This is a genomic window from Vibrio sp. Vb0349, from assembly GCF_033338975.1.
Genome location: NZ_JAWOTS010000005.1, coordinates 215440 through 241259 on the forward strand (window position 1 = coordinate 215440; position 25820 = coordinate 241259).

Here is a 25820-nt window from a genome sequence, read left to right on the forward strand (position 1 = left end):
GGGAGCGTTTGCTCCCTTTTTAGTTACCAAGTATCCGTTATTAAGCTTAGGTTGAGACAGAAGACTATTTAAGTTTCTGATGGACCCGATAGCTAACGACAAAGCCAATGTAGAATAGTGCAGCAAGAGTAATCACTGCCGTCGCGTACGCCAGCAGGCTGTTTAACCCTAAACCAAAAGCCAGAGTGAAGGCGATACCATGAATGGCTTCCGCAGGGATTCGGTACCAAGCAGCGTGGACGGAAGATCCGAATAGGATAAAGGTACTAAGTAAGACAATCGTGCCGCCTATAAAGCCGACCCATCTGCTGTTGTTCATGTTGCAGTCTCAGGGGTTACCGAGGTAACGTAACAAAATATTTCAGAGTCGTATTATACAACCGATCATCGCGAAAAGCGCTAGAGAAATTTCGCGGATAAAACAGAGTGTTTTAATTCGAACAAAAGAATACGACCATAGCCAACTTAATACAGGAATAACAAAACATGTTGAGATTTATACAACGTCGCCGCATTAAGAAAGTGATTAAGCTAATGAGTACCAGATTGATAGTGGGATACGGCAGTCGTGAGTACTTTTCGGTTGGTCAGGTAAAGACGAGCACCAGCGAGTTAAGCTTAAGCGCGTGCCAACAAAAAATTGCGTTGGCGTTGTATGCGAATCCGCAAGATCTTGATTTGGAAAACCAACCAGAATTGCAAGCAATACGCTCAGACGTGGCGCATGATTTCTTTTCTGGTGCCGATTATACCGCTCAAGATGTGCTTAATTTACTCGGCTCTGGTGGCTGGAAAGGCGGTCGAATGGAAGATGGAATGTCTCATCATTTTGGTATGCACAGTCGCTATTAAAAACATGCGTTAATTTTATAAATTCGATAAATATTTTTGCTGTTAAAGATTAATTAAATTTTCTTTCAATTGGGTAACAATTACCTAATTATGCACCCGAATCCCAGCGCGTCGCTGGACTGGTTGGATTGCATACCATGAAATTAATCATCAAAGGATTGGGGCTGAGTGCTCTTGTGCTCAGCATGTTTGCTCATGCAGATAGCAAAACGTTGAACGTTTATGCATGGGGTGGCTATTTGCCGGAATCATCGTTAAAAGCGTTTGAAAAACAAGAAGGCGTTACGATTAATTATTCGACCTTTGAGAATAATGAATCAATGTACACCAAGCTAAAATTGCTAAAAGGTTCTGGCTACGATGTGGTTTTTGCTTCTGCGTACTTCATTGAAAAAATGGGGCGAGAAGGGCTGCTTTCGAAAATAGATCACGCTCAAGTGCCAAACATGCAAGACACAATGGACGGTTTACTTGGCCAAGCGCACGATCCGAAAAATGATTACTCGCTGCCTTATATTTGGGGCATTACCGGGATCAGCTACAACGAATCCATGGTTGAGCAACCAGTGACCAAATGGGCAGACTTATGGGAGTCTCAATACGAACAACAAGTCATGTTGATCGATGACGTGCGCGATGTGTTTGGTATGGCGCTTAAGAAAAATGGCCATAGCGTGAATACAAAAGACGAAGCTGAAATCGAACAGGCTTTTGATTCTCTAGTTGCGCTGAAAAACAACGTATTACTGTATAACTCAGATGCGCCGCAAGTCCCTTACGTGTCCGGTGAAACATCGGTCGGCATGCAATGGAACGGCAACGCATTCCAAGGGCAGGTTGAAATGCCTGAACTGAAGTTCGTGATGCCGGAAGAGGGCGCGGTATTGTGGATGGACAACTTCACTATTCCGTCTGGCAGTAAAAACAAAGCATTGGCGCATAAATTTATTAACTTCATGTACCAATCAGAGAACCAAGCGGAAATCGTGACCAGTTTGGGTTATGCGTCGGCAACAAACGCTGGGCGTGACAAATTGCCAGAAGAGTTGAAAAATAACCGTACTATTTTCCCTTCATCAGAAGACATGAAAAAAGGCGAGTTTATTAATGATGTTGGCGCAGAAACGTTAGCGATTTACGAAAAGTACTGGCAACGTTTAAGAACGCAATAAGCAACGTCTTTGCCTATTGTTAGGCTTAAAATCGTTCAAATTTGGATTCCCCTCATCACGAAAGTGGTGAGGGGAATTTTTTTATAGGTTTTGTACTGCGAGTGTTGCTACGCGGCACGCTTTACGAGGCAGAAGTGCTTTTTACCGCGTTGCAGTAACCAATATTGATCAAACAGTGGGAAGCTTAAACTCGGGTTATCAGCCGCCACTTTTTCACCGTTTACACTGATGGCGTTGTTGCTGATGTGTTCGCGTGCAACACGCTTCGAACTTGCTAAGCCCGACTCAATCAACAGCTCAACCAAATCTTGTTGTGTGCTCTCAATGCTTGGTAAACCATCCAACTCCAACTGTTTTAATTCACCCAAACTCAGTTGTTGCACATTACCGCTGAATAAAGCTTGAGTGATACGCTCGGCACTGGCTAGGCCTTCTTCGCCATGAACAAATCGCGTCATTTCTTCAGCGAGAATACGTTGTGCTTGTGGCTTACCTTGGCTTGCTTGGTCTTGCGCTTCAATGCTGGCAATTTCTTCGCAGCTCAAGAATGTGTAGTAACGCAAGAAGTGGTAAACGTCGGCGTCTTCTGCGCCAAGCCAGAACTGGTAGAACGCGTAAGGAGAGGTCTTGCTAGGATCTAGCCATACTGCACCACCTTCAGTTTTGCCAAATTTGGTGCCATCGGATTTGGTGATCAGCGGCAGAGTTAAGCCAAATACTTGCTCACCATTTTGACGGCGAGTTAAATCGATCCCGCTGACGATGTTTCCCCATTGGTCATTGCCACCGATTTGCAAACGGCAACCGTATCGACGGTTTAGCTCGGCAAAATCATACGATTGCAGTAGGGCGTAGCTAAATTCGGTGAAGGAGATACCTTGGTCAGGTCGTTGCAGGCGTTGTTTTACCGATTCTCGGTTGACCATAGTATTGATCGAGAAGTGCTTACCCACATCGCGGAAGAAGTCGATCACATTGATCGCTTTCATCCAGTCAGCGTTGTTCACCATGATCATCGGCTTGGTCAGTTGGTGATTCATCAACTGCTGAATTTGATTAGAAAGATCGTTAACCCAGCCTGAGACGATTTCCTCTGAGTTCAGACTGCGCTCAGTCGCTTTAAAGCTTGGGTCACCAATCATACCCGTTGCACCGCCAATCAAGGCAACAGCTTGGTGTCCGGCATCTTGAAAGCGCTTAAGCATAATCAAAGGCACGAGGTGGCCGATATGTAAGCTGCCAGCTGTAGGATCGAAGCCGCAGTAAACGGTTTGTGGCTGTAAGAGAAGTGTCTGAATTTCTTCCAAATCGCTGGCTTGTGCAATCAAGCCGCGATCTTGTAAATCTTGCAGTAATGGTGTCGTCATTCTTTTTGTCTGTTTTAGTGGTTGTTACATTCAGACTAAAACGCGACACCTTTTCTCGATATATCCCTTAAGGGACAGTTTTTTATCTTGAATGGAGAATGAGGTGATTGAGGAAAAGCTGGAATAACTCACTCAATGAAGACACATTTAATTGCGAGTAAATTCGCTTTCGATGATTTTTGACCGTGCCTTGAACTAAGTGTAACCGCGCGGCAATTTCTTTGGTGTCAAACCCTTGAGCGAGAAGCGAAGCCACCTCTTGTTCGCGACGGGTGAGTGATTCTACGCCAAACGTTGCTAAAGCTTGCTCAATGGCTAATCGCATACTGCCAGAATAAGCACTCTGTGCAAAAACAGGCTCAGAAAAGGTAAATTCCGTTTGTTTCCAATGCTGCTGACAAAGCGACTGAATTATCGGGAAATAGGGCTTTAGCTTATTTATTTGTTGCTGAGAAAAGTATTTTCCATCAGTCATATATCCGAAGTACAGCATGACCCAACGGCCAGATTCAACTTCGACTAGCATGCTAAGCTCGTCTTTCCACCCTGTTTGATGATAGAACTGCTCGCAGTATGAGGTGAAGTCAACGCCTTTACGCGCCACGTCTTTGAGCGTAAATACGCCTTGTTGCTTTGTCTCGTTTAGTTTGAGAAAAAAAGGGTCATTTTGAAATGAGTCAGTAAGGTAGAGTTGAAAAAGTAACTCTCGCTCGTTCTCAATTGAGTCGTAGAGATAAATAGGATGTTTACCTTCTCGGTAACCTAAAATAACTGCGCAATCAAAATGAAAAAGAGTGCGAATGACACGCATAAGTTTAGGAGTAAAGTTAGGCGTGTTAAGAGCAGAAATTGCTTCTGCTAGCAGATTATTAAAGTTATTGTCAGGCATGGGATACCGAATTGCAGGTGGTTTTGCGCAAGCATAACCAAAAGCAATCCAACGAGAAAGGGAAGTCGCCATCTTCTGGTGACTTCCATAGAGAAAGTTGCGTAAGTGCTCAGTTTTGAGGAATCATATCCCCGTTAACTTATTGATAAGGGTGCATAACAACGGTTTTATTTAAGCGATTAGTTGCTATGCATTACTGCGAGTTAGTGAGCTCTTCGTTAACCCAATATTTAGAACCAGACACGTTAGCATCGATGAGCAAACCTTTAGCGTTCAACTGATAGACGGCGACGCCGCTGTTAAATTGTTTTGAAAGTTGCTCTGAATCTTCGCCCGCAACAGCAGAGGCTTCACTTGTGGCCTCCCATCCTTCGTTGACGAACGTATCAAAGTCTTCTTTGCTCTCAAACAGAACCACTTGTTGGTAAAATTTGCCGCCAGCCCCAAGTGCAACGCCCAAACCAAACATATTCATATAAGTGCGTTCTTCTGTTTCCTTATTCACTGCGACTCCTGACCCTGAGTTGGTGTGAAACAGCAAAGATAATTTACGAGAATCAAAGACCGCGTAGCCGTACGCGTTGTCGTAAATAGCTTTTGCCTCCGGCTTTTCATTAAATAACTTGAGCAAAGCGCTATCTGCCATTAAGTCCACGGCTTGGCGAGCTTCTTCTGGCGTATCGCCTTCCATCAGCTCATCAATTTTTTTGTCGGCAGCATCTATCCATTCTTTGCTTTTCTCGATGCTGGCTTCTGTCCATTCGCCTGCGGTATTGATCGCTTCCTCGGACCAATTCGTGAAATCTTGCCACGCTTGTTTTGAAAACGCTTTGGTGTCGTCCCAAGCATCTTGGGCAGTATCAGAAACTGCGTCGCCAAGCTCAGACATTTTATTGGAAATTTCATCCCAATCGGCATAAGCAGGGGATGCCAGGAGCATCAATGTAGTAAGGAGTGCGATAGGCTTTTTCATCAAATTCTCTCTGGAGTTATCGATATACCATTCATTTTAGGTCATCAGACTTTGATAATGAAATTGACTAAATGACGAACTTGAGAGAGGAATCACGAACTGATTGTGAAATGACGTGTGAATAACAAAGCCCTCACAAGGGGAGTGTGAGGGCTAGAGTTTATCGTGTGTTACTTGCTGCTAACTTTACCTAGTTTTAACCAAGTATCGATAACCGTATCTGGGTTTAGTGATACAGAGCTAATACCTTGATCCATTAGCCATTCCGCTAGGTCGTCGTGGTCTGATGGGCCTTGACCACAAATACCAACGTATTTGCCTGCTTTTGTTGCCGCGTCAATCGCCATCTGAAGCATCACCTTAACCGCTGGGTTGCGCTCATCAAATAGATGTGCGACATCGCCAGAGTCACGGTCAAGACCAAGCGTTAGCTGAGTCATGTCGTTTGAGCCAATCGAGAAGCCATCAAAGTACTTCAAGAACTCATCGGCAAGGACCGCGTTGGATGGCAGTTCGCACATCATGATGACTTTAAGACCCTGATCGCCACGGCGCAGATCAAACTTCGCTAGCAAATCAATCACTGATGCTGCTTCGCTTGGTGTACGAACAAATGGGATCATGATTTCAACGTTTTTCAGACCCATTTCGTTACGAACGCGTTTGATTGCTTGAGTTTCTAGCTCGAAGCAGTCTTCAAACACTGGAGAAATGTAACGAGACGCGCCACGGAAGCCAAGCATTGGGTTTTCTTCATGCGGTTCGTATGCTTTACCGCCAACCAAGTTGCTGTATTCATTAGACTTAAAGTCAGACATACGAACAATAACACGTTTCGGCCAAAATGCCGCAGCAATGGTTGCGATACCTTCTGTCAGCTTGCTTACGTAGAAATCGATAGGATCTTTGTAACCACGAATACGCTGAGTGATTTCTGCTTTTAGCTCATCGCTTTGTGCATCAAAGTTAAGTAATGCTTTCGGGTGGATACCAATCATCTTATTGATGATGAATTCAAGACGAGCAAGACCAACACCTTCATTTGGAATTTGTGCGAAGTCAAACGCGCGATCAGGGTTACCCACGTTCATCATCACTTTTGTTGGTAGCAGTGGCAGTTCATCAACAGAAGAGCGTTTTACATCAAATTCAAGTTCACCTTGGTAAACGTAGCCCGTTTCACCTTCAGAACAAGATACTGTCACGGTTGCACCATCGGTTAACTTGCTTGTCGCATCGCCACAGCCAACGATTGCAGGAATACCAAGCTCACGAGCGATGATGGCAGCGTGACAAGTACGGCCACCACGGTTGGTTACGATTGCAGATGCTTTTTTCATCACTGGTTCCCAATCTGGGTCAGTCATGTCTGTAACTAGCACGTCACCTTCTTGGACTAAAGACATTTGGTCCAGAGAGTCAACCAAGCGAACCACGCCTTTACCGATGCGCTGACCGATTGCACGACCTTCAACTAAAACATCCGCTTTGTTTTGTAGCTCGTAGCGCTCAATCACGTTTTGTTCCGTTTGTGAACATACGGTTTCAGGACGCGCTTGAACAATGTACAGCTTGCCATCAATGCCATCTTTTGCCCATTCAATGTCCATTGGACGCTGATAGTGCTTTTCGATGATCATTGCTTGTTTTGCGAGCTCTTTAATCTCGTCGTCGTTCAATGAGAACGTGTTGCGCTCTTCATCAGAAGTATCAACGATGTCAACTTGTTTGCCGATTTCTTGGTTATCTGAGTAGATCATTTTGATCAACTTAGAACCAAATGTTTTCTTAACGATTGGGTGTTCGCCTGCTTCAAGCATTGGCTTGTGAACGTAGAACTCGTCAGGGTTTACTGCACCTTGAACGACCATCTCGCCTAGACCCCATGAAGAGGTGATGAAGACAACTTGGTCGAAACCCGATTCAGTGTCTAGTGTAAACATAACACCCGACGAGGCTTTATCTGAACGCACCATTCGTTGGATACCCGCAGATAGCGAGATGCCACGGTGGTCGAACCCTTGGTGAACGCGGTAAGAAATCGCACGGTCGTTAAATAGAGAAGCGTAAACGTGCTTAGTTGCTTCTAGTACTGCGTCGATGCCTTTCACGTTCAAAAACGTTTCTTGCTGACCAGCAAAAGAAGCATCAGGTAGGTCTTCTGCCGTAGCAGATGAACGAACTGCGACTGAAAGCTCAGGATTGCCTTCGATCAGTTCTTGGTAGTTTTCACGAATTTCTTGTTCAAGGTCCGCAGGGAAAGGGGCCTCTAATACCCATTGACGAATGTTTGCACCTGTCTTACGCAGAGCTTCTACATCTTCAACGTCTAGTTCATCGAGTAATTGGTGAATACGCTCATCCAAACCTTCGTGGTCAAGGAATTGGTTAAACGCGTATGAGGTTGTCGCAAAACCATTTGGTACAGAAACGCCTGCGTTTGCTAGGTTAGAAACCATTTCGCCAAGTGAAGCATTCTTACCGCCGACTTTGTCGACATCATCCATGGATAGGCCATTGAACCAGAGGGTGTTCTTTTGCATGTCTTTCTCCAGAAACATTGCAGCTTAGTAGGGGGACTTAAATCGATCTAAACAAACGCATGTTGGCGGTTATTACACGTTGACCATACATTGCTTCATTTAGATTGATATCAAAGGCAAACGATTACGTTCTGGCTGAAAAAAATTCAAAAGAATTTTTAAAGCTGTGGTGAACCTAACTGAAAGCCAAACTGATTTATTAATATTATGTGTACCATCCTACTCAAAAGATTTTGAAAAATTAAACAGAAATGCAAATAAATAACCAAAGTCGTGATGTGTTCTATGTTTCTGACGGTACGGCGATAACATGTGAGACATTAGGGCATGTTGTTCTCGGTCAATTTCCGTTCATTCCTAACGAAAAAACCTTTCCGTTTGTTGAAAGCCAGGACAAAGCTACTGACGTAGTCAAAGAAATTGAAACTTCCTACCAGCGCAATGGCGTCAAACCTCTGGTCTTTTTCTCAATTGTCGTTCCAGAAGTACGTGAAATGCTGCTTGAAGCGCCGGCATACAGTTACGATGTTTTGGAGAGTATTGTGCAGAAAGTGCAAGACGACATTCAGATGGCACCAAAGCCTAAGTTGCAGCGTTCTCGCAGCGTGGGGAAAGATTCCGACACCTATTTTGACCGTATTGCGGCTATTGAATACACATTGGCGCATGATGATGGCATCACGCTAAAAGGGTTGGAACAAGCCGATATTATCCTGCTGGGAGTATCGCGCAGCGGAAAAACGCCGACTAGCTTGTACATGGCGATGCAATTTGGTTTACGTGTTGTGAACTATCCGTTCATTGCGGAAGATGTGAAGATGATGCGTTTGTTGCCTGAATTTGAGATCCATCGTCATAAGTTGTTTGGGCTGACGATCGATCCCGAGCGCTTGACTGAAATCCGTGAGAATCGTTTGTCTGGAAGTGATTACGCTAGCACAGAGCAGTGCAAGCTGGAGCTAGACACTGTTGAGGCTTTGTTTAGAAGAGAGGCGATCCCATATATCAATACGTCCTCTCTGTCTGTTGAGGAAATTACTACGCGTATTCTGGAAAAAGCAGGAATGAAGCGTCGCTTGTTTGGCTAACAAGAGACGCTCATGTCGCTATGTGTAAGAGGAGGTGAGGTGTGTACCTCCTCTATCGAATGAACCTTAGACAGAATTAATAGTATTGGAACATCTTTTGGATGTCTTGATAGTTTTTGGTCTGAGTCAGTGACAGCATCAGTAAGATACGTGCTTTTTGTGGGTTCAATGTACCAGCGGCAACAAAGCCGTATTTTTCGTCATCAATTTCAGCATCCAAAGTGGTTGAGCCGCTAGGCGTTCGGGAGCTTCTTACAACAACAACGCCATCTTTACTCGCTTTCTCTAGCTCATCAAACACAGTGTGGTACAAGTTACCATTACCGACACCAGCACTTACGATGCCGTCAAACTTCGCATCCACAAAGGCTTTCACTGGCAAATTGGAGGCATTTGCATAGTTATAAACAATACCGACCTTAGGCAACTTAGTAAGCTTTGATACATCGAATGGGGTTTCTGTCGTATGTTTACGCTCTGGGCTTCGTTGATATTTGGCATCGCTATTATGAATGTAGCCGATAGCACCAAAGTTGGGTGACTGGAAAGTGCTGACGGAGGTTGTATTGGTTTTTGTCACATCTCGCGCATCGAAAATCGTGTCATTCATTGCGACTAGCACGCCACGTCCTTCTGAATCTTCATCGGTGGCTGTTACGACTGCATTGTATAAGTTGACTGGTCCATCAGCACTCATTGCGGTGGAAGGACGCATTGCACCGACGATCACGACAGGCTTTTTGCTCTTGACGGTCAGATCAAGGAAGTAAGCGGTTTCCTCTAACGTATCCGTACCATGAGTAATGACGATGCCGTCAACATCATCTTGAGCGAGTAGCTCATTAACTCTTTTCGATAATTTTAGCCACACTTCATCATTCATATCTTGTGAACCGATACTGACCACTTGCTCTCCAGAAATATCGGCAATGTTGGTCATACTCGGCACCGCAGTAATCAATGATTCAACGCCGACTTTACCTGCTGTGTAGTTTGACTCGGTTGCAGATTGACCTGCGCCTGCTATGGTGCCGCCAGTGGCAAGAATTTTAATGTTCGGAAGATCGGATTGCGCGAAAGACAAAGAACTAAGGCACAAACCAAGGGTTATCGTACTGAGGCGGAAAAGATTTTTCGTCATGGGAATCACCTGCTGTTAGGTTGGATGTTGGGGAACTCATCTATCCTAAAAACAGCGGGTTAGATTTTTTGAGTACTAGTTCAACAAATTGCAGATGAAGATCGTGATCAACTAATCACTTAAAGAATATTAAATCAACCAGTTAACCTAATTGGCGTGCTTCTTTAACAAGTGAGATGTGCTAGTAACGTGCACAACGTGTTAAGTCCTATAATTTATTGATTTATAAATAACGGAGGTAGGAGTCTCGTGATGAGGTTATTAAACATGAATTTAGCCGTGCAATTTTCCAAAGTTTACAGTGTAAAAAAAAGCGGCTTTACCCCGGAACAGATAAAAGCCGCTTGCCAATGATGTGTTAATTCACATCTTATCGCATAATCATTTGTTCACGACCAGGACCCACAGACACCATTTTTACTGGTACGCCCATGAGTTCCTCAATGCGTAGAACGTATTTCTGTGCTGCTACTGGAAGCTCTTCAAACTTACGACAACCTGTGATGTCCTCGCTCCAGCTTTCCATCTTCTCGTAGATTGGCGCAAGAGAGGCAGTTTGAGGCCAGATTGGGTTTTCGCTGTGGTCGCCTTCGTAGCCAACACAGATTTTTAGATCGTTAAGGCCTGTCAAACAGTCTACTTTCGTTAGCGCAATTTCAGTTGCGGCTTGCAGTTCAACGCCATTCTTCGTAGCGACTGCGTCGAAGTAGCCCATGTCGCGTGGACGACCCGTAGTTGCACCGAACTCGCCAGCAAGTTCGCGGAAAGCGTCTTGCTCTTCCATTGCAGTGATCAACGTACCAGTACCCACTGATGAGCTGAAGGCTTTTGCAACCGCAATAACGCGTTCAGGACGAAGTGCCGGAAGGCCACTACCGATACCCGCGTACATTGATACAACGTTAGAAGATGTTGTCCAAGGGTACTCACCGTAAACAAGGTCACGACCCGCACCAAGCTGCGCTTCGAACAATAGAGTTTTGTCTTTCGCTTGTAGTTCTTTTAGAGGAAGCGTTACGTTGCAAATTGAATCGCGCCAAGGTGCAGAGACTTCTAGCAGCCAGTTCGCCAGTTCTTCAGCGGTTTGTTCAAACTCGAACGTCGGGTAAAGTGCACGCAGTTGCGGCAGTTTCCAATCCATCATGAATTGAAGGCGTTCAACCAATACTTCTGGTTGCTTCAACCAACCAACTAGGATGCCTTTCTTCATTACGCGGTCACCGTACGCAGGTGCAATACCTTGACGAGTTGAACCGTATGCTTTGTCGCCTAAACGCTGTTCTTCTAGCGTATCTTCTAGTGCGTGTAGAGGTAGACACAGTGTTGCGCGATCAGAGATGCACATATTCACTTTTACGCCTGCTTCTTCAACTTCCGCAATCTCCTGAGACAGCAACGCAGGGCTGATAACCATACCCGGACCTAACACTGCCAAACAGTCTGGGTTGAATACGCCACTTGGAAGCTGGTGCAGCTTGAACGTACCTAGATCGTTAACCACGGTGTGACCCGCGTTGTTACCACCTTGGAAACGAATGCTCGCAGAAGCTTGCTCTGCCAAAAAGTCAACGATGCGGCCTTTGCCTTCATCACCCCAGTTTGCACCCACAACAACGATAGACGACATAATTTAATCTCCAAAAACAGATGCAAAAATCTTAAGGTGTTCGCCATAATAAGAGAAATTAATTATACTCATTAACTTGATAAGAATCTCATATCGGAATTGGCAATGTTAGATTTGAACTGGCTGCGAACCTTCGTAACTCTTGCAGAGGTAAAACACTTTGGTAAAACAGCGACGGAACTGCACATGACGCAGCCGAACGTAAGTTTGCATATCAAGCAGTTGGAGCAAGCCACGCGCACGAAATTGATTGAGCGAAATCCTGTGCAGTTGACGCAAGCGGGGAAGCGTTTGTTAGTTACGGCGCAGCGGATGCTCAATGAGCTGCAAATTTGTCAGTCGGATCTCAATGCCATCAACGATCTTACGCAGGGGACGCTTTCTATTGCGGCGAGCGATATTGTTTCACGTTTACTGCTTATCAAACCATTTCAGCAATTCAAAAGTGAATATCCGGGGATCGACTTGGCATTGTTCAACACCACATCTTCTCAAGCGGTGGATTTGGTGAAAAGTGCACGTGCCGATATCGGCTTTGTTATCGCACAAAAAGAGAGTCAACCGCTGCATTTTACGCCTCTCACGCAGATTCACTGGTGTGCGTTTGGCGATAACATTTTTGAGTGGCAAGACAATCGAAAAGAGAGCCAGACGCTGATCCTGCTAGGGCACGATACTCGAACCCGAGAGCTGATTGATGCGTCTTTACCTGAACTAAATCTGCCTAAGCATCGCGTGATGGAAGTGGGCAGTGTGGAAGCACAAATCGACTGGGCGGAAGCGGGGTTTGGGACTGCTATTGTGCCGGATTTCTCGCTCGATCCGAGATTAAAGCTTTCCCGAGAAGTTACGCCTTTGCCAAGTTTTCCAAACACTGATTTCGGCTACATCGTGCGTCAAAATCAGGTGTTATCCAAAGCGGCAAAACAGTTGTTGGCTTGGGTTGGCGAGAATGTGTCGGTGGTTGAGGGCTAAGGCGATGAAAGAAAAGGCCATGAAAGAAACGAAGATTACGATTTCGCTCCCATCCTTGATTCACCGTATTGGGGGCGACCATGCCAAGCGAGCGAAAACACTCGCAGCAGAAAAACAGTGCGATCTTAAGCGAATTAGACGATCTCGTCACTGGCAAATCTCAGGCGAGGCTTTGGATGTAAAAGCGTTTTTAGAGCTTCTCAAAAACGAAGAAGCAGAGACGATGCGATTTGCGATCAACAAAATCGAACAAGCTCTACTTGCTCACCAAGACAAATTGGAACCTTTGGACGTGAAGTTGATACGTTTGGTGAGACAAAACCCAAACATCACCTTAGCGGAGCTGATGGCTGAAACGAACTGCACGTTAGTTCAAGCTCGCACGGCACGATTTGATGCTGAGTTGCTTTAAGATCGGTTTGTGGTTTACTCACTTTATTAACAGATGTTAGGGTACCGATCAAAATCACTCACTAAGACCATTTTATTATGGATATTTGGCAGCTTCTCCTTTTTATTCCTGCTTGCTTCGCTCTAAATATGGCTCCAGGCCCAAACAATTTATTGGCAATGAATAATGCGCGTTGTTACGGCTTTAGGGCCGCGTTTACGGCCAGTTTAGGCAGAATTGCTGCTTTTTCAGCGATGATTGCGTTGTCTGCATCAGGTCTGGCTGTGATTTTGTATACGTCAGAAATGCTATTTTTGGCAATAAAGTTAGTAGGGGCGCTGTATCTACTGTGGATTGCGTTCAACCTTTGGCGTTCAGAGTCCAGTCCGATCTCTGACTTGGACAATTCGCGCAATTACGCAGGACTTGCGAAGCAAGAATTTACGCTTGCTGCTGGCAACCCGAAAGCGATACTTATTTTTACTGCATTCTTGCCGCAATTTGTTGATGCCAATGCCAACGTTCAAGAGCAGTTTTTTGCCCTTGGCTCGACGTTTTTGATATTAGAAATGGTCGCCATTTCAATCTATGCCATCTTTGGTTTGTACTTGAGACACTGGTTTTCAAATCCCAAAATGGCGAAACGTTTCAATCGCGGATGTTCGTTGTTTTTAGCCGCATCAGGGGCGAATTTGCTACTAAGTAAGCAATAACAACACATCATCTCTGTAGATTATTTTTCTATAAAAAGAGCCGCTGATGTTACATCAGCGGCTCTTTTCGTTGATGCATCGATTATTTATTGTTACCACATCAAATCGTCAGGCACGACGAAATCTGCGTATGGGTCGTCTTCTGCTGGAATGTCCGATTCAGATTCTTTTTGTTCGATGATGACGGACTCATCACGTTGAGCAATTTTATTCGCTACTCCACGTGGAATGACAACATAGCTTTCACCAACAATTGCGATTGCCAAAATACCTTTAATCAACTGCTCGCGGATAAGTGAATCTACATAAAGAGATTTCACTAGCGTACCGTGAGTGAAGTTGTATTTGATGTCGCCATCTTTTAAGTCGATCTTGTTCATCTCAATCAATTGATTGATCTGCGCTTTGATCTCTTTGTTTAATCGCTCAGCATTTTGCTGCTCGCTCAATTGTTTATCACGCTCTAACTGTTGGCGTTTATTCTCTTCAACCGCCGCTTTTACTTCGCGTGCTTGAACGCGTGATTTTTTAGAGCCTTTCTTCGCTTTCTTTAGTTTCTTTTCATTAACTAAGCCAGCTTTCAGCATTTGTTCTTGAAGGGTAAGTTTTGCCATGTTTTATCCAGTTAGTGCGCAATTTTGGGCATTTTACCCACTATTGCCACTTGTAGTAAATAATAGTGCTTTCTATGGGTCTAAAATGTTTGGTTGGCTTGTTATCTCTTTAATGGAAAGTGCAAAGCGGGCCTTCTCCAAAGCCCGCGAGCATTACTGAAATCTAGGTGGGTTATGGCTGCCACTGTTTAGATGTGACGAGGTTATCCATCACTTTGTTTACCGCTTGATGCGCTTTGTCGACAATGGTGTCTATATCGTTGCGATTCGCGATAAGCGGTGGAGCAAAACCGAGGATGTCACCATGTGGCATAGCGCGAGCGATTAAGCCTTGCTCTAAACAGGCTGCCGCGATTTGCGGACCTACTTTCAAGTTTGGATCAAAGTGTGCTCGGCGTAGTTTGTCTGAAGAAAACTCCAACGCATGCAACAAGCCAACGCCACGAGTATCACCGACCAATGGATGATCGTTAAACGTCTCCGCCATACGTTGCTGCAAGTAAGCGCCGACTTCGGCTGCGTTTTGCACCAGGCCTTCACGTTCAATGATATCGAGGTTGCAGTTCGCGGCTGCCGCTCCCATTGGGTGACCAGAGTAGGTATAACCGTGTCCGATAGCGCCCCATTGGTCGGTGCCGTTTTCTAGCACACTCCAAACTCGTTCACCGACGATCACGCCAGACAGCGGTTGATACGCCGAAGTTAATCCTTTCGCTACCGTGATGAGATCTGGTTTCATGTCGTAGTGCAGTGAGCCAAAATCGGAGCCGAGGCGACCAAAGCCACACACCACTTCATCCGCAATCAAGAGTACATCGTATTTGTCGAGTACTTTGCGAATCGCCTGCCAGTACCCTGCTGGTGGTGGCACAATACCGCCAGTACCGAGCACTGGTTCTGCAATCATTGCTGCTACCGTTTCTGGGCCTTCTTCCAAGATCATCGCTTCGAGTTGATCTGCGCAATATTGAGAGAATTCAAGCTCAGACATACTCTCGTCTTCACGGCGATAATAATATGGCGCGATGGTGTGTTTGATACGCTCAAGTGGTAAATCAAAATGGGCGTGGAACAGCGGCAAACCTGTCATTGAACCGGACGCGATACTTGAACCATGGTAGCCGCGGTCACGCGAAATGATTTTTTTCTTCTCTGGTAGACCACGAGCATTGTTGTAATACCACACCAACTTAAGTTGAGTTTCGTTCGCGTCGCTGCCTGACATGCCGTAGTAAACTTTGCTCATGCCTTCAGGCGCCATTTTGATGATGCGATCTGACAGTGTCACGAGCGCTTCGTTCGTATGGCCGACGTAAGTGTGGTAGTACGCCAGTTCTTTGGCTTGCTCATAAATCGCATCGGCCATTTCGGTCCTGCCATAGCCAATGTTCACACAATACAACCCGGCAAAGCCGTCTATCAGCTCGATGCCTTCTGAATCGGTGATGCGTATTCCGCTTCCGCTCGAGATAATTCTTCCCGGAAGCTCCCCGGCCGCATACTGCTTCAGGTGGGTTGAGGCATGAAATACTCTCTGACGATCGATCTCTAAAAGTTGTTGGGTTTTGTTACTCATGATCCTTCTCCTCGAATAATTGGATATCCATATTTCGTGTCTCAACTGCCACTGACGGTTGGTAAAGCGCCTAAGCAGCAGTATTTGATTTCACTGTATTCTTCAAATCCGTGACGGCTTCCTTCTCGTCCAAGACCAGACTGTTTCACGCCGCCGAATGGGATAGGGTGCCCTGTCATTTTAACGGAGTTCACGCTCACCATGCCAAACTCCAAACCGCGCATGCAGTGCCAAATTTGGTGAATATCGTGACCATAAACATAGGCAGCTAAGCCGTACTCAGTGTCGTTGCTCATTTCAATCACGGTATCTAAGTCTTGGTAAGGCAATACGCCTGCCACAGGACAAAAGTTCTCTTCGCGATACACCGCCATTTCAGGGGTTACATCGGCTAGCAATGTCGGCGCGAAGAAGTTTTCGCCTGGTACGGGCTGGTGGTATCCCGCTACCAATCGCGCGCCTTTGTCGAGCGCGTCACGCACCAAATCATGCGCTTTATCCACCGCAGTGCGATTAATAAGCGGTCCCATGGTGGTTTTTTCATCTAAGCCATTGCCCAAAACGATGTGGCTCATTTCTTTGGCAAACGCTTCCAAAAACGCTTCGTACTTATCGTCAGGGACGAAAATACGGTTTGCGGCCAAGCAGTCTTGTCCTGCGGTTTGAAACTTCGCATCCACGGCGGCTTTGGCTGCTTGCTCGACATCCATATCTGGCAGCACGATGAAAGGGGCGTTACCACCGAGCTCCATACTGCACTTCTTCACGGTTTGTGCCGCGTCGCGTAGCAATAGTTTGCCCACTCGAGTTGAGCCTGTGAACGAGAGTGCTTTGACTTTATCGGAGTGACACAAGGTTTGTGACACCATCACCGCATCGCCAGTGATCACGTTAAATACACCAGATGGAAAGCCAGCTCGGTCTGCTAATTCTGCCAACGCTAACGCAGAAAAAGGCGTTTCACTGGCAGGCTTAATGAGCACCGGACAGCCTATTGCTAGTGCGGCAGCGGCTTTGCGTGTGATCATGGCATTAGGAAAGTTCCATGGCGTAATCAGTGCTGCGACACCAATTGGCTCGCGCACCGTTGATAGCTGCGCATTCGGAATATGACTTGGGATGGTTTCGCCATAACAGCGGCGTGCTTCTTCGGCAAACCAACGAACAAAGGATGCGCCGTAGTCAATCTCACCTACAGCATCACCTAGTGTTTTTCCTTGCTCCATCACCATCAAATGAGCAAGGTCTTGCTTTGATTCTAGAATCAGGTCGTGCCAACGCATGAGAATTTCAGCGCGCTCTTCTGCTTGCATTTTTCGCCATTGACGAAAGGCTTGGTCGGCTTCATCAATCGCTTGATAGAGTTGTTGCTGAGATAGCTTAGTGATGTAACCGATGACCGTGCCATCTGCTGGATTATCCACCGGATGAAATTGATCACCACTTACCCATTTGCCATTCACGTACGCTAAACCTCTCACCAAACGTACGTCTTTCATTATCGCCATCATGTCGTGTGAGGCTTTTAATTCTTCAGCGTGTAAGCTGTGCAGTGCTGCCATGAGTCCTTCTCCCAGCATCGTTGTCCATAATGAAACTGTAATGGAGAAGTGACCGAAATAATTTCTGATACCGAGGTTTAAAACGTCAGAACTTTCTTTTTAGTGCCGTAAAATATTGTGTTTTTTCTGTTCACGCCTGATACGCATTTTTCCTTTTATAACAAAGCGTTTTGGTTTACTTCGAATGTGCCCGCATCACGTTTGATTGTTTTTGTCACAATGTAAGTAAAGTAGCGCTCAATGCCCACATCTGAGTCTAACCAGTTGTCGATAAGCCGCTGATATTGGTCGATATCTTCTGACTGAATTTTAAGGATGTAATCGACACCACCGCCCGTGGCATAGCAATCAGTGACTTCTGGTGAATGTTGAACCAGTTGCTCGAAGCGTTTGAACGCTTGGGCGTTGTGTTCTTTGAGCGTAACTTCAACCATAACTGACGTTCGTTTGAACAAAATATCGGTATTTACTTTTGCTCCGTAACCTTCAATGATGCCTGCTTCTTCCAGTTTTTTGACGCGCTCCCAGCAAGGGCTCACGGATAGGTTGATGGCCTCGGCAAGGTGAGATTTGGTGATACGACCATTATCATGAAGTATTTGTAGAATTTTTACGTCGTAGCGATCGAGGCGCATTATGAGTCTCCCTGTTGAATACTAATCATTTCATAAAGGCTGATGACTGGTCGCTGTTATAAGGTGCTTTCCAGTTTGCTTCTGGTATGCCATTTGTTTTGATTTCTTTAGTTGGCTTTTCAATCAGCCTATCTCGCCGCAGTCTTCGGCTATAACTGCGATAGTGTCACCGATATTCACCATAGCAGGAAAACGACGTGCCGCGAAAATACCATTGCGCTGTGACTTGTACTCAACGGGGGCGGTACCTGTGCGCTCGGTCGAGAAGATTCTCACTAATACATCGCCCTTTTTGACGGTATCGCCAAGATCAAATAAGTATTCTGTGATGCCGTGGTGCTGGCTTTGCACATAACAACTTGCATCAGGCATATCTAATAACTTAGTTGGTTGGGTTGGTTGTTCGTAGTCACCGGGCAAGTTGCCTGAGAAGCGTAAGAAGTTGCGAATGCCACGGTCGGAATAAGCGATGGTTTCTGGAGTGCTGGTTCCGCCTCCTCTTAGTTCGGTGGTAACAAAGATTTTTCCCTGAGACTCCACGGCAGTGTCATACAGGCTGGTGGCGTCCATTTCGAGCAAGATCATGGTGTAAGGTGCGCCAAACAGTTTTGCACCTAATATGCAGGCTTCTTCTTGATCGAGATTGTCGAGACGATGGGCAGCGGCGAACGGCACGATATCTAACGTTTTACCACCTGAGTGAATGTCTAACGCAAAATCGCACTTAGGAACTAGGTAACGAGTAAAATAATCCGCAATTTTCTCGGTCACTGTGCCTATGGGGTTGCCGGGAAAGCTGCGATTTAAATTCCCTTTATCGATAAACGACGTACGTGAGGCATTTTGTACCGCAGGTAAGTTCATCATGGGTACAATAATGACACGACCTTGGATTTGATCTGCCTGAAGCGAGTTCGTCAATTTTAGCAGGCTGGTGATGCCTTCGTATTCGTCTCCGTGATTACCGCCAGTAAGCAGTGCGGTTGGTCCGTGACCATTTTTGATCACGGTGATAGGTATCATAATACTGCCCCAAGCGGAGTCGTCATGTGAATAGGGCAGCGTTAAAAAGCCGTGCTGTACACCTTCTCGGTCAAAGTCTATGGTGGCTGTGATCGAGCTTTTTTGCATATCAAGTCCTTTTAGTTCTCAGACCTGGCTCAACAGAGCTTAAGGTTTGAAAAATTAGTGTTTAACAAATAAGTGGCGTGGAAAGTCACACAATGTTTTTGCTCCATCATGGGTAATGACGATACTTTCCGTTGTTTCTAACCCCCAATCTTTGAACCACAGCCCCGGCATAAAATGGAATGTCATGCCTTCTCTCAAGATGGTTTTATCGGTGTCTCGCAAACTCATGGTTCGTTCCCCCCAATCTGGCGGGTAGCTCAAACCTATTGGATAGCCACAACGGGCACCTTCGCGTGAGAATCCCGCTTTATCGAGAACCTGGTTTAGTGCATTGGCGATGTCGGCGCAGGTATTTCCGGGCTTTGCCACTTTTAGGCCTGCTTCAAGTCCTAAAGTTAGGGCTTCGTCGGCTCGTTTGAACTTGTCGTCAGGCTCGCCAAGAAAAATAGTGCGTGAGAGTGGACAATGGTAACGGCGGTGCGCCCCTGCAATTTCAAAAAACGTCCCTTCGCCTTTCTTGAAGGGTCTGTCATCCCAAGTCAGGTGAGGTGCGGAAGCATCAGAGCCTGATGGCAAAAGCGGCACAATCGCGGTGTAATCGCCAAAGTGGTCTTCATGCCCGAGCACGGCTTGGCGGTTAATCTCGGCAACAAGGTGGTGTTTCGGTAATCCTGGTTCAATCATGTCGAACGCGACGCGGTGCATATTTTCAACAATGCGAGCGGCACGGTACATGTATGCCAGTTCTTGATCGGATTTAACGGCGCGGCACCAGTTGACTAGTCCGGTTGCATCGAGAAGTTGAGCATTCGGTAGGTGCGTAGTGAGTGATTCGTAAGCGGTGGCGCTAAAGTAATAGTTATCTTTTTCTACGCCGATGCGACCACGATCCCAAAGGCGCGGAGCCAGTACGGCTTCGACCAGGAAATCCATCGGGTGTAACGGCGGGTTCATTACATAATGGTCTGGATAGTAGGTAATGTTTTCTGCCGACATATACGCAGTCCTGTATGCTCCGTTGGCATCTTGGCAGCGTCCAAACCAAACAGGTTCATCAGATGGACCAACAACGACACATTGTGGCACGTAAAAAGACCACCCATCATAGCCTGTCAGCCACGCCATGTTAGAAGGGTCATGAATGATAAGGACATCCAATTCTCTTTCTTCCATCGATTGCCGAACTTTCGTTAACCGATCCTGGAACTCATCCAGTGTAAAATGCAAAGCAACGCCTCTCATATTTTCTCCTTGTTAGAAATCCGACGCCTTATGGGCCTTCGGAGACGCTGAGGTATTTCTACCTTCTACCAGCTAGCCAGATCTGCGTTAAAAATGATTGCAATTTACCTCTGGGGTTGTATTTGGATTAAACGATGCTGTTTAACATGTTTGTTTAACCCATACATTTCATGTCAATCATTACAATTGTGGTTTATTTTTGTGCATTTCACCTCGTTTTGTGAGTTAAAGTTCGCCATTTGTTAAATGGAAGTTACAATGAGCGTTAAAAATGAATCAATTAAAATATTGTGTCATGACAATTTCTTTGAACCCGATCATTCGGCCAGGCACCGCTAAGTACATCTCCATTGGCAACTATCTTGTCGAATGTGTCCGCAGTGGTTATCTAAAACCGGGGACTCGATTACCCACACATCGTGAGTTTGCAGAGCAAATTGGCGTCAGCGTACAAACGGTGAGCCATGCATATGGTTATGCAGAGAAAAAAGGGGCGATCGAGTCTTGGGTTGGGAATGGTACTTTTGTCAAATCAGGTTTTGTGGATGAAAGTACGGACACGGAGTTCATGCTGACACAAGAGATGAAAGAAACGCCGGATGAAATTGATATGTCGATTGCACATCCAGTGGTGACCGATCGCCACATTACGCTTTTTAATCAGGCGTTAATGGAGATTGCTGGGCAAACAAACAATCGTGGTTTGATCAGTAAAGCAAAGCCGGTAACAGGTCAGCCTCATCATATTGAGTCAGGAGCACGATTTCTAAGTAGCCAAGGGCTGGATGTGGGTGCCGATCAAATATTACTCACAAATGGTGCATGCCATGGTTTAACGTTGGCTTTAAGCACAGTTGTTGAACACGGTGATTTAGTTGCTTGTGGTCACTTGGTTGATCATGGCTTGATCTCTCGCTCGAGAATGCTTGGATTTAAGTTGCAACCACTTGAAATGGATGAGTTTGGTATAACGCCGGATGCATTTGAATGGGCATGTAAACACAAACCAATCAAGGTATTGTGTTGCACACCGAGCATGGCTAACCCGACTAGTGCGCATATGGATGTTGAACGCCGAGAGGCGATAGCGAATATTGCGCAGAAATACGACATCTATGTCATTGAAGATGACGTGTATGGAGCACTAGAACCTAACCGTGTCCCACCCCTTGCCACATTGTTACCCGAACAAGCTTTCTATGTCACCAGTTTAACCAAAGTTGTAGCGCCAGGCATGCGCACTGGCTATCTGACGGTCCCACGTCATTTTTTGCAGCACGCGATTGGTCGTTTAGCGGCAACGAGTTGGTCCGCGACTCCATTACCATTTGAAGTCGCTCATTTGTGGATCGAGAACGGTACGTTAAATCGACTTATTCGCTTTCAAGTCAATGAGTTTGCTAAGCGACAGCGAATAGCAAAAGCCGCTTTAGAAGGGCATGTTTATAGCTCGCACCCGAATGGACAGCACATTTGGTTGAGACTACCCGAGCAGTGGAATAGCGATGACCTGGTTGCTTCGGCAAAGCGTTCAGGGGTGCAGATCACGGGATATAAACCGTTTGTTCTCGATACTAATCAACCAATGCCTTACGTGCGAATCAGCTTGGGAGCAGAAACAAACCGAGGCTACATCAAACACGGGTTATCTGTGATTGCTGAAATTCTCGATACCAACCCTCCCACCTCACACTTTTTGGTTTGAACGATAGGTTATTTATGCTTTTAACTGATGGGCTTAAACGTTTGTAACTGAGTTTTTTCTTGTCGCCATTGCCTTGGCGATTTTCCCGTCCAGCGACGAAAGTGGCGGCTGAAGACCGCAGTTTCTGCATAGCCCAGTTGCAACGCGATATCGGTAATACTCTGAATATTCTCACTTAAACGCTGCTCGGCGAAATCCTGACGCACTTGCTGCAATAGCTGTCGATAACTCGTGCCCTGCTGCTTTAGCTTGCTTTGCAGCATTCTCGGGTGTAAATCCAATGCTCTGGCGACACGCTCCACGCTGCATTCTCCAGTCGATAGCAAACGACCAATCATGTTTGCCGCTTGGTCACTGAGATTGTTTGGGTAACGGGTTTGCAGCTCTTTGAGGTGCTGTTGAAAATGGCGCTCTAGTGCGTCTTCATCTTGGTGGTTCTTAGCGTTAAGCAGAGTCGCTTTAAGTAGGATACCGTCAAACTTATCACCGAAACGCAGTTTGTTCTGCTGGGCAAACTTGCTTTTTTCTACTTCCAATGTTGCGTGTTGAGTCAAATGTAGCGCGAAGTGACTTGCTTCAATATCAAGCAGACTGGCAATAAACATCGCCAGATGCGACACACTGAGCTGCATCAACTGCGCGATACCTCGTTCGCTGTGCACATCAATATTGAGCGACAACCGTACCCAATCATCTTGTGGCGTCATGTTGAGAGTGACCCCTGACGAATGCAGATAGAGAAAATCATTCACCCGCGCCAAAGCTTCACCGACCGTTTGCGCCCGGGAAACCAGCATTGGCAAGTCTCCCAAGCTCTGTAGGTTTTGACGCTCGGCGAGCAACACGCCAAACAGCGGTTGCTGACAACGAGCAGCCGCTTCCTCCAGCAATTCAGCCAACCTTGGATAAGCGAGATAGGTATCGGGATCGCGAAATTGCGCCGCAGACAGCCCGGCGGCAGCCATGATCTCAACCGGATTCTGCCCTAGTTCGGAAACCAAGCTATCAAATTTATCGGCGGCGCCACTTCGTACGATATACATGTCTCGATTTTTAAATGTTAATAAGTTGTAAATCGCAATATATCAAATTTACTTCGCAAAAAGTCAAGTGAGTGCCAGTGAGTTGATCTAAGTTACATTTTGATAACAACAACGCATGGATGAGAAGCAGTATGGAACTTATCAATAAAACGGCCATTGTGACTGGGGCGGCTGGTGGAATTGGCCAAGCCATCATTGCAAAGCTGAGAGAGCAAGGAGCCAAAGTGCTTGCTGTCGATATTTCAGAACAATCACTGCAAATGTACACAAGTTTTGACTCAAAGCAGTTGGGAACCTTTGTCGCGGACGTCTCCGATTACCAACAAGTTGAAGCTATGGTGAAGTGCGCGGTCGAACAGTTTGGCTCGCTTGACATCATGGTCAACAACGCAGGCATTGGCGCGCCGAAACCTCTGCTTGACCACGACCCAATTGCCGATTTTGAGCCGATCTCAAAGGTCAACCAAAATGGTGTCTACTACGGCATTCTCGCCGCTGGGCGACAATTCCAAGCACAAGGCACACCGGGCGTAATTCTTAATACATCGTCGGTTTACGCACAAATGGCGTCTGAGATGACTTTTACCTACAACGTCAGCAAAGCAGCGGTCGACATGATGACCAAATGCGCTGCATTAGAACTGGCACCATTGGGTATTCGTGTTTGCGCCGTCGCTCCGGGACGAGTTGATACTCCGATGTTAAGGCAATACGAAGAGATTGGCCTATGGAACCACATCCGCAAAGAACAGATGCGTCAAAACTTCACACAACCAGAAGAGATTGCTGATGTGGTGGCGTTTCTGGTCAGCGAGAAAGCCAACTGTATCAACGGTTGTACCATCAGCGCATCTGACGGTTTCGAGAATTTTAAGTACCCACTCATGGGATAGGCGAGCACGCCCCATTACAGCAATAGCGAGGATGTAAGTTATGTCATTACCAGAAGTTATTCAGCATCAAGATTTCCTATTAACTCTTAATACTAATGAAGAGTCGATCATCGAAGACGCGTTACCGGGTGTGGATGTTTACCCGTTGTTTCTTGATCCAGAAAACGGGACTTGGGTGGTTCGCGCCAAATTCAAACCGGGTATCACTCTGCCTAAGCACTACCACACTGGTGTGGTGCATTTCTATACCCTGAGTGGCGCTTGGCACTACATCGAGTATCCAGACCAAGTCCAAACCGCTGGCAGCTACTTATATGAACCAGGTGGTTCGATTCATACCTTCCACTGCCCTGAAAGCTCAGGCGGTGCCGACGGATTTATGGTGATCCAAGGTGCCAACATTAACTTTGACGAAGAAGGTAACTTCATCAACATCATGGATGCGGGTTGGATTGAGCAAGTTGTTATTGCAACAGCGAAAGCACAAGGCTTCACCGCGCGCTACATCAAACCGGGTGCGATTGCTAGCCTCAGCGATGAGCTAGCGGAGTAACCCCATGCAACAGATGAACAGTATCGTAATGCAGGATGGTAGTGTCCGCCTGAAGCAAGTCGAAATCCCCAAACCCGCAGCGGGACAAGTGTTGGTTCGTAGTCTAGCTTGCGGTATTTGTGGCTCCGACCTTCACATTACTCGACACGCGGATGAGGTATTTGATGTATTCCACCAGCTCGGGTTGATGCCTGATGAAGCCGGTGAGCACGCTCAAGTGATGTTGGGGCATGAGTTCTGCGCGGAAATTGTCGAATACGGCGCCGATACGCAACAAACGCTACCCGTTGGTAGCCGAGTCACCTCAGTGCCGATGTTGCTTAGTCAAAATGGCGCGGGCGTTGGTGTTACTCCGGGTACTTATGGCGCTTACTCTGAGTACTTTCTGCTTGATGAAGCGTTATTGCTACCTGTGCCAGACGGAATGCCGTCTGAGGCGGCGGCATTAACCGAACCACTAGCGGTCGGTTTGCACGCGGTCAACCGCAGTGAAATCGAAACGGAAGAAACCGCGCTGGTTGTCGGTTGCGGTCCTATAGGGCTGGCTGTGATTGCTGCACTGAAACAACGTGGCGTCAGCAATATTCTTGCGGTCGATCTTCAGGAAGAAAAGCTGCAACTTGCCAGCGAGTTTGGCGCAAATCGATTGATCAACTCGACCAAGGAAGACGAGATCGCCGTTGGTGAGCAGTACGCGATGAACTCACGTCTGGTCATTTACGAGTGTGTTGGCAAGCATACTTTGATTGACGATTTTCTGCGCCGCGCCCCTGCCCGAGCGCGAATCGTCATCTCGGGTATCCATACTACACCCGCAATCATTAACTACGCGTACGCGACGGTAAAAGAGCTCGATTTGAGATTCTCTTACTACTACCAACCGCACGAGTTTGAGCAATGCCTACAAGCGATTGCCGAACACACGTTGCCTTGGCAGAAAATGCTTACCGCCAAAGTGGGAATCGATGGTGTGGAAGATGCGTTTAGACAGTTAATGACGCCAAATGACCACATCAAAGTCGTTATCGAACCTTGGCGCTGCGGCGCGTTAGAAGTGATTTAACTCTTAGCCAGATTAAGCTAGCTAAAACCAATTTTAGTTTGGTGACAGCCCCAACCGTAGCAGCTAGGTTGG

The 25820-nt window shown here is 46.4% G+C and carries 24 protein-coding genes; 10 read left to right on the forward strand and 14 right to left on the reverse strand.

The window, feature by feature from the left end; all coding sequences use genetic code 11:
* Window positions 1-64: 64 nt before the first annotated feature.
* Entirely contained in the window at window positions 65-319 is a 255-nt protein-coding gene (locus tag R7Q47_RS08760; RefSeq protein ID WP_005387084.1) for a hypothetical protein, read from the reverse strand.
* A gap of 167 nt (window positions 320-486) precedes the next feature.
* Here R7Q47_RS08760 and R7Q47_RS08765 point away from each other — a divergent pair, with 167 nt between their 5' ends.
* Together R7Q47_RS08765 and R7Q47_RS08770 are read left to right on the forward strand one after the other, a co-directional pair.
* Window positions 487-852, forward strand: a complete 366-nt coding sequence (locus R7Q47_RS08765) for a DUF6559 family protein (RefSeq protein ID WP_054576155.1) — start codon at window positions 487-489, stop codon at window positions 850-852.
* Window positions 853-989: 137 nt separating this feature from the next.
* Window positions 990-2024 (forward strand): PotD/PotF family extracellular solute-binding protein, encoded by a 1035-nt coding sequence (locus R7Q47_RS08770; protein ID WP_064369399.1) that lies wholly within the window; start codon window positions 990-992, stop codon window positions 2022-2024.
* A 107-nt stretch (window positions 2025-2131) separates the two neighbouring features.
* Here the strand turns inward: R7Q47_RS08770 and tyrS are convergent, their stop codons facing one another.
* From tyrS to ppsA, 4 genes are all read right to left on the reverse strand, one after another.
* A complete protein-coding gene (gene tyrS, locus R7Q47_RS08775) occupies window positions 2132-3391 on the reverse strand; it encodes a tyrosine--tRNA ligase (RefSeq protein WP_213969605.1) in 1260 nt (419 codons plus the stop codon).
* 82 nt (window positions 3392-3473) lie between these two features.
* Complete coding sequence (locus tag R7Q47_RS08780) at window positions 3474-4280, reverse strand: helix-turn-helix transcriptional regulator (RefSeq protein ID WP_318088933.1); 807 nt, start codon at window positions 4278-4280, stop codon at window positions 3474-3476.
* A 193-nt stretch (window positions 4281-4473) separates the two neighbouring features.
* Window positions 4474-5253, reverse strand: coding sequence for a hypothetical protein (locus R7Q47_RS08785; RefSeq protein ID WP_005373824.1), 780 nt, complete (start codon window positions 5251-5253; stop codon window positions 4474-4476).
* A gap of 170 nt (window positions 5254-5423) precedes the next feature.
* Window positions 5424-7796 carry a phosphoenolpyruvate synthase gene (gene ppsA / locus R7Q47_RS08790; RefSeq protein ID WP_005373822.1) on the reverse strand — a complete coding sequence of 791 codons (2373 nt, stop codon included), beginning with the start codon at window positions 7794-7796 and terminating at the stop codon, window positions 5424-5426.
* Window positions 7797-8047: 251 nt separating this feature from the next.
* Here ppsA and R7Q47_RS08795 point away from each other — a divergent pair, with 251 nt between their 5' ends.
* Window positions 8048-8884 (forward strand): pyruvate, water dikinase regulatory protein, encoded by an 837-nt coding sequence (locus R7Q47_RS08795; RefSeq protein WP_005373820.1) that lies wholly within the window; start codon window positions 8048-8050, stop codon window positions 8882-8884.
* Between the two features lie 76 nt (window positions 8885-8960).
* On the opposite strand, the gene ansB is transcribed toward R7Q47_RS08795, so the two are convergent.
* Together ansB and R7Q47_RS08805 are read right to left on the reverse strand one after the other, a co-directional pair.
* Window positions 8961-10025, reverse strand: a complete 1065-nt coding sequence (gene ansB, locus R7Q47_RS08800) for an L-asparaginase 2 (protein ID WP_318088927.1) — start codon at window positions 10023-10025, stop codon at window positions 8961-8963.
* Window positions 10026-10395: 370 nt separating this feature from the next.
* Window positions 10396-11652: an adenylosuccinate synthase gene (locus tag R7Q47_RS08805; RefSeq protein ID WP_005373814.1), complete on the reverse strand. Its 1257-nt coding sequence runs from the start codon at window positions 11650-11652 to the stop codon at window positions 10396-10398.
* 105 nt (window positions 11653-11757) lie between these two features.
* On the opposite strand from R7Q47_RS08805, the gene R7Q47_RS08810 reads away from it, so the two are divergent.
* From R7Q47_RS08810 to R7Q47_RS08820, 3 genes are all read left to right on the forward strand, one after another.
* Window positions 11758-12627 carry a LysR family transcriptional regulator gene (locus tag R7Q47_RS08810; protein WP_054702556.1) on the forward strand — a complete coding sequence of 290 codons (870 nt, stop codon included), beginning with the start codon at window positions 11758-11760 and terminating at the stop codon, window positions 12625-12627.
* Between the two features lie 19 nt (window positions 12628-12646).
* Window positions 12647-13039, forward strand: a complete 393-nt coding sequence (locus tag R7Q47_RS08815) for a ribosome recycling factor family protein (protein ID WP_054577722.1) — start codon at window positions 12647-12649, stop codon at window positions 13037-13039.
* 77 nt (window positions 13040-13116) lie between these two features.
* Entirely contained in the window at window positions 13117-13731 is a 615-nt protein-coding gene (locus tag R7Q47_RS08820) for a LysE family translocator (RefSeq protein WP_017633575.1), read from the forward strand.
* A 92-nt stretch (window positions 13732-13823) separates the two neighbouring features.
* On the opposite strand, the gene R7Q47_RS08825 is transcribed toward R7Q47_RS08820, so the two are convergent.
* The 6 genes from R7Q47_RS08825 to doeA form a co-directional block, all read right to left on the reverse strand.
* Window positions 13824-14345 carry a DUF2058 domain-containing protein gene (locus tag R7Q47_RS08825; RefSeq protein WP_186585493.1) on the reverse strand — a complete coding sequence of 174 codons (522 nt, stop codon included), beginning with the start codon at window positions 14343-14345 and terminating at the stop codon, window positions 13824-13826.
* 172 nt (window positions 14346-14517) lie between these two features.
* On the reverse strand, window positions 14518-15921 hold the full coding sequence (locus R7Q47_RS08830; protein WP_053304591.1) for an aspartate aminotransferase family protein: 1404 nt from the start codon (window positions 15919-15921) through the stop codon (window positions 14518-14520).
* 41 nt (window positions 15922-15962) lie between these two features.
* Entirely contained in the window at window positions 15963-17483 is a 1521-nt protein-coding gene (locus R7Q47_RS08835; RefSeq protein WP_256902798.1) for an NAD-dependent succinate-semialdehyde dehydrogenase, read from the reverse strand.
* Between the two features lie 155 nt (window positions 17484-17638).
* On the reverse strand, window positions 17639-18118 hold the full coding sequence (locus tag R7Q47_RS08840; protein WP_005373784.1) for an Lrp/AsnC family transcriptional regulator: 480 nt from the start codon (window positions 18116-18118) through the stop codon (window positions 17639-17641).
* A gap of 123 nt (window positions 18119-18241) precedes the next feature.
* Entirely contained in the window at window positions 18242-19249 is a 1008-nt protein-coding gene (doeB, locus tag R7Q47_RS08845; RefSeq protein WP_005373782.1) for a N(2)-acetyl-L-2,4-diaminobutanoate deacetylase DoeB, read from the reverse strand.
* A 54-nt stretch (window positions 19250-19303) separates the two neighbouring features.
* Entirely contained in the window at window positions 19304-20491 is a 1188-nt protein-coding gene (doeA, locus tag R7Q47_RS08850) for an ectoine hydrolase DoeA (RefSeq protein ID WP_005373780.1), read from the reverse strand.
* Window positions 20492-20762: 271 nt separating this feature from the next.
* Between doeA and R7Q47_RS08855 the strand changes: the two genes are divergently transcribed.
* The gene (locus R7Q47_RS08855) at window positions 20763-22196 is read left to right on the forward strand and encodes a PLP-dependent aminotransferase family protein (RefSeq protein WP_137282804.1); all 1434 of its coding nucleotides are present in this window, start codon (window positions 20763-20765) and stop codon (window positions 22194-22196) included.
* Between the two features lie 20 nt (window positions 22197-22216).
* Here the strand turns inward: R7Q47_RS08855 and R7Q47_RS08860 are convergent, their stop codons facing one another.
* Entirely contained in the window at window positions 22217-23239 is a 1023-nt protein-coding gene (locus R7Q47_RS08860) for a helix-turn-helix transcriptional regulator (RefSeq protein WP_154204212.1), read from the reverse strand.
* Between the two features lie 131 nt (window positions 23240-23370).
* On the opposite strand from R7Q47_RS08860, the gene R7Q47_RS08865 reads away from it, so the two are divergent.
* From R7Q47_RS08865 to R7Q47_RS08875, 3 genes are read left to right on the forward strand one after another with little or no spacing between them, the layout of a single operon-like run.
* On the forward strand, window positions 23371-24132 hold the full coding sequence (locus R7Q47_RS08865) for an SDR family NAD(P)-dependent oxidoreductase (RefSeq protein WP_053313809.1): 762 nt from the start codon (window positions 23371-23373) through the stop codon (window positions 24130-24132).
* 40 nt (window positions 24133-24172) lie between these two features.
* Entirely contained in the window at window positions 24173-24685 is a 513-nt protein-coding gene (locus tag R7Q47_RS08870) for a 2,4'-dihydroxyacetophenone dioxygenase family protein (protein ID WP_154204213.1), read from the forward strand.
* Between the two features lie 4 nt (window positions 24686-24689).
* Window positions 24690-25748 carry a zinc-binding dehydrogenase gene (locus R7Q47_RS08875; protein ID WP_025506853.1) on the forward strand — a complete coding sequence of 353 codons (1059 nt, stop codon included), beginning with the start codon at window positions 24690-24692 and terminating at the stop codon, window positions 25746-25748.
* The last annotated feature ends 72 nt before the right edge of the window (window positions 25749-25820 follow it).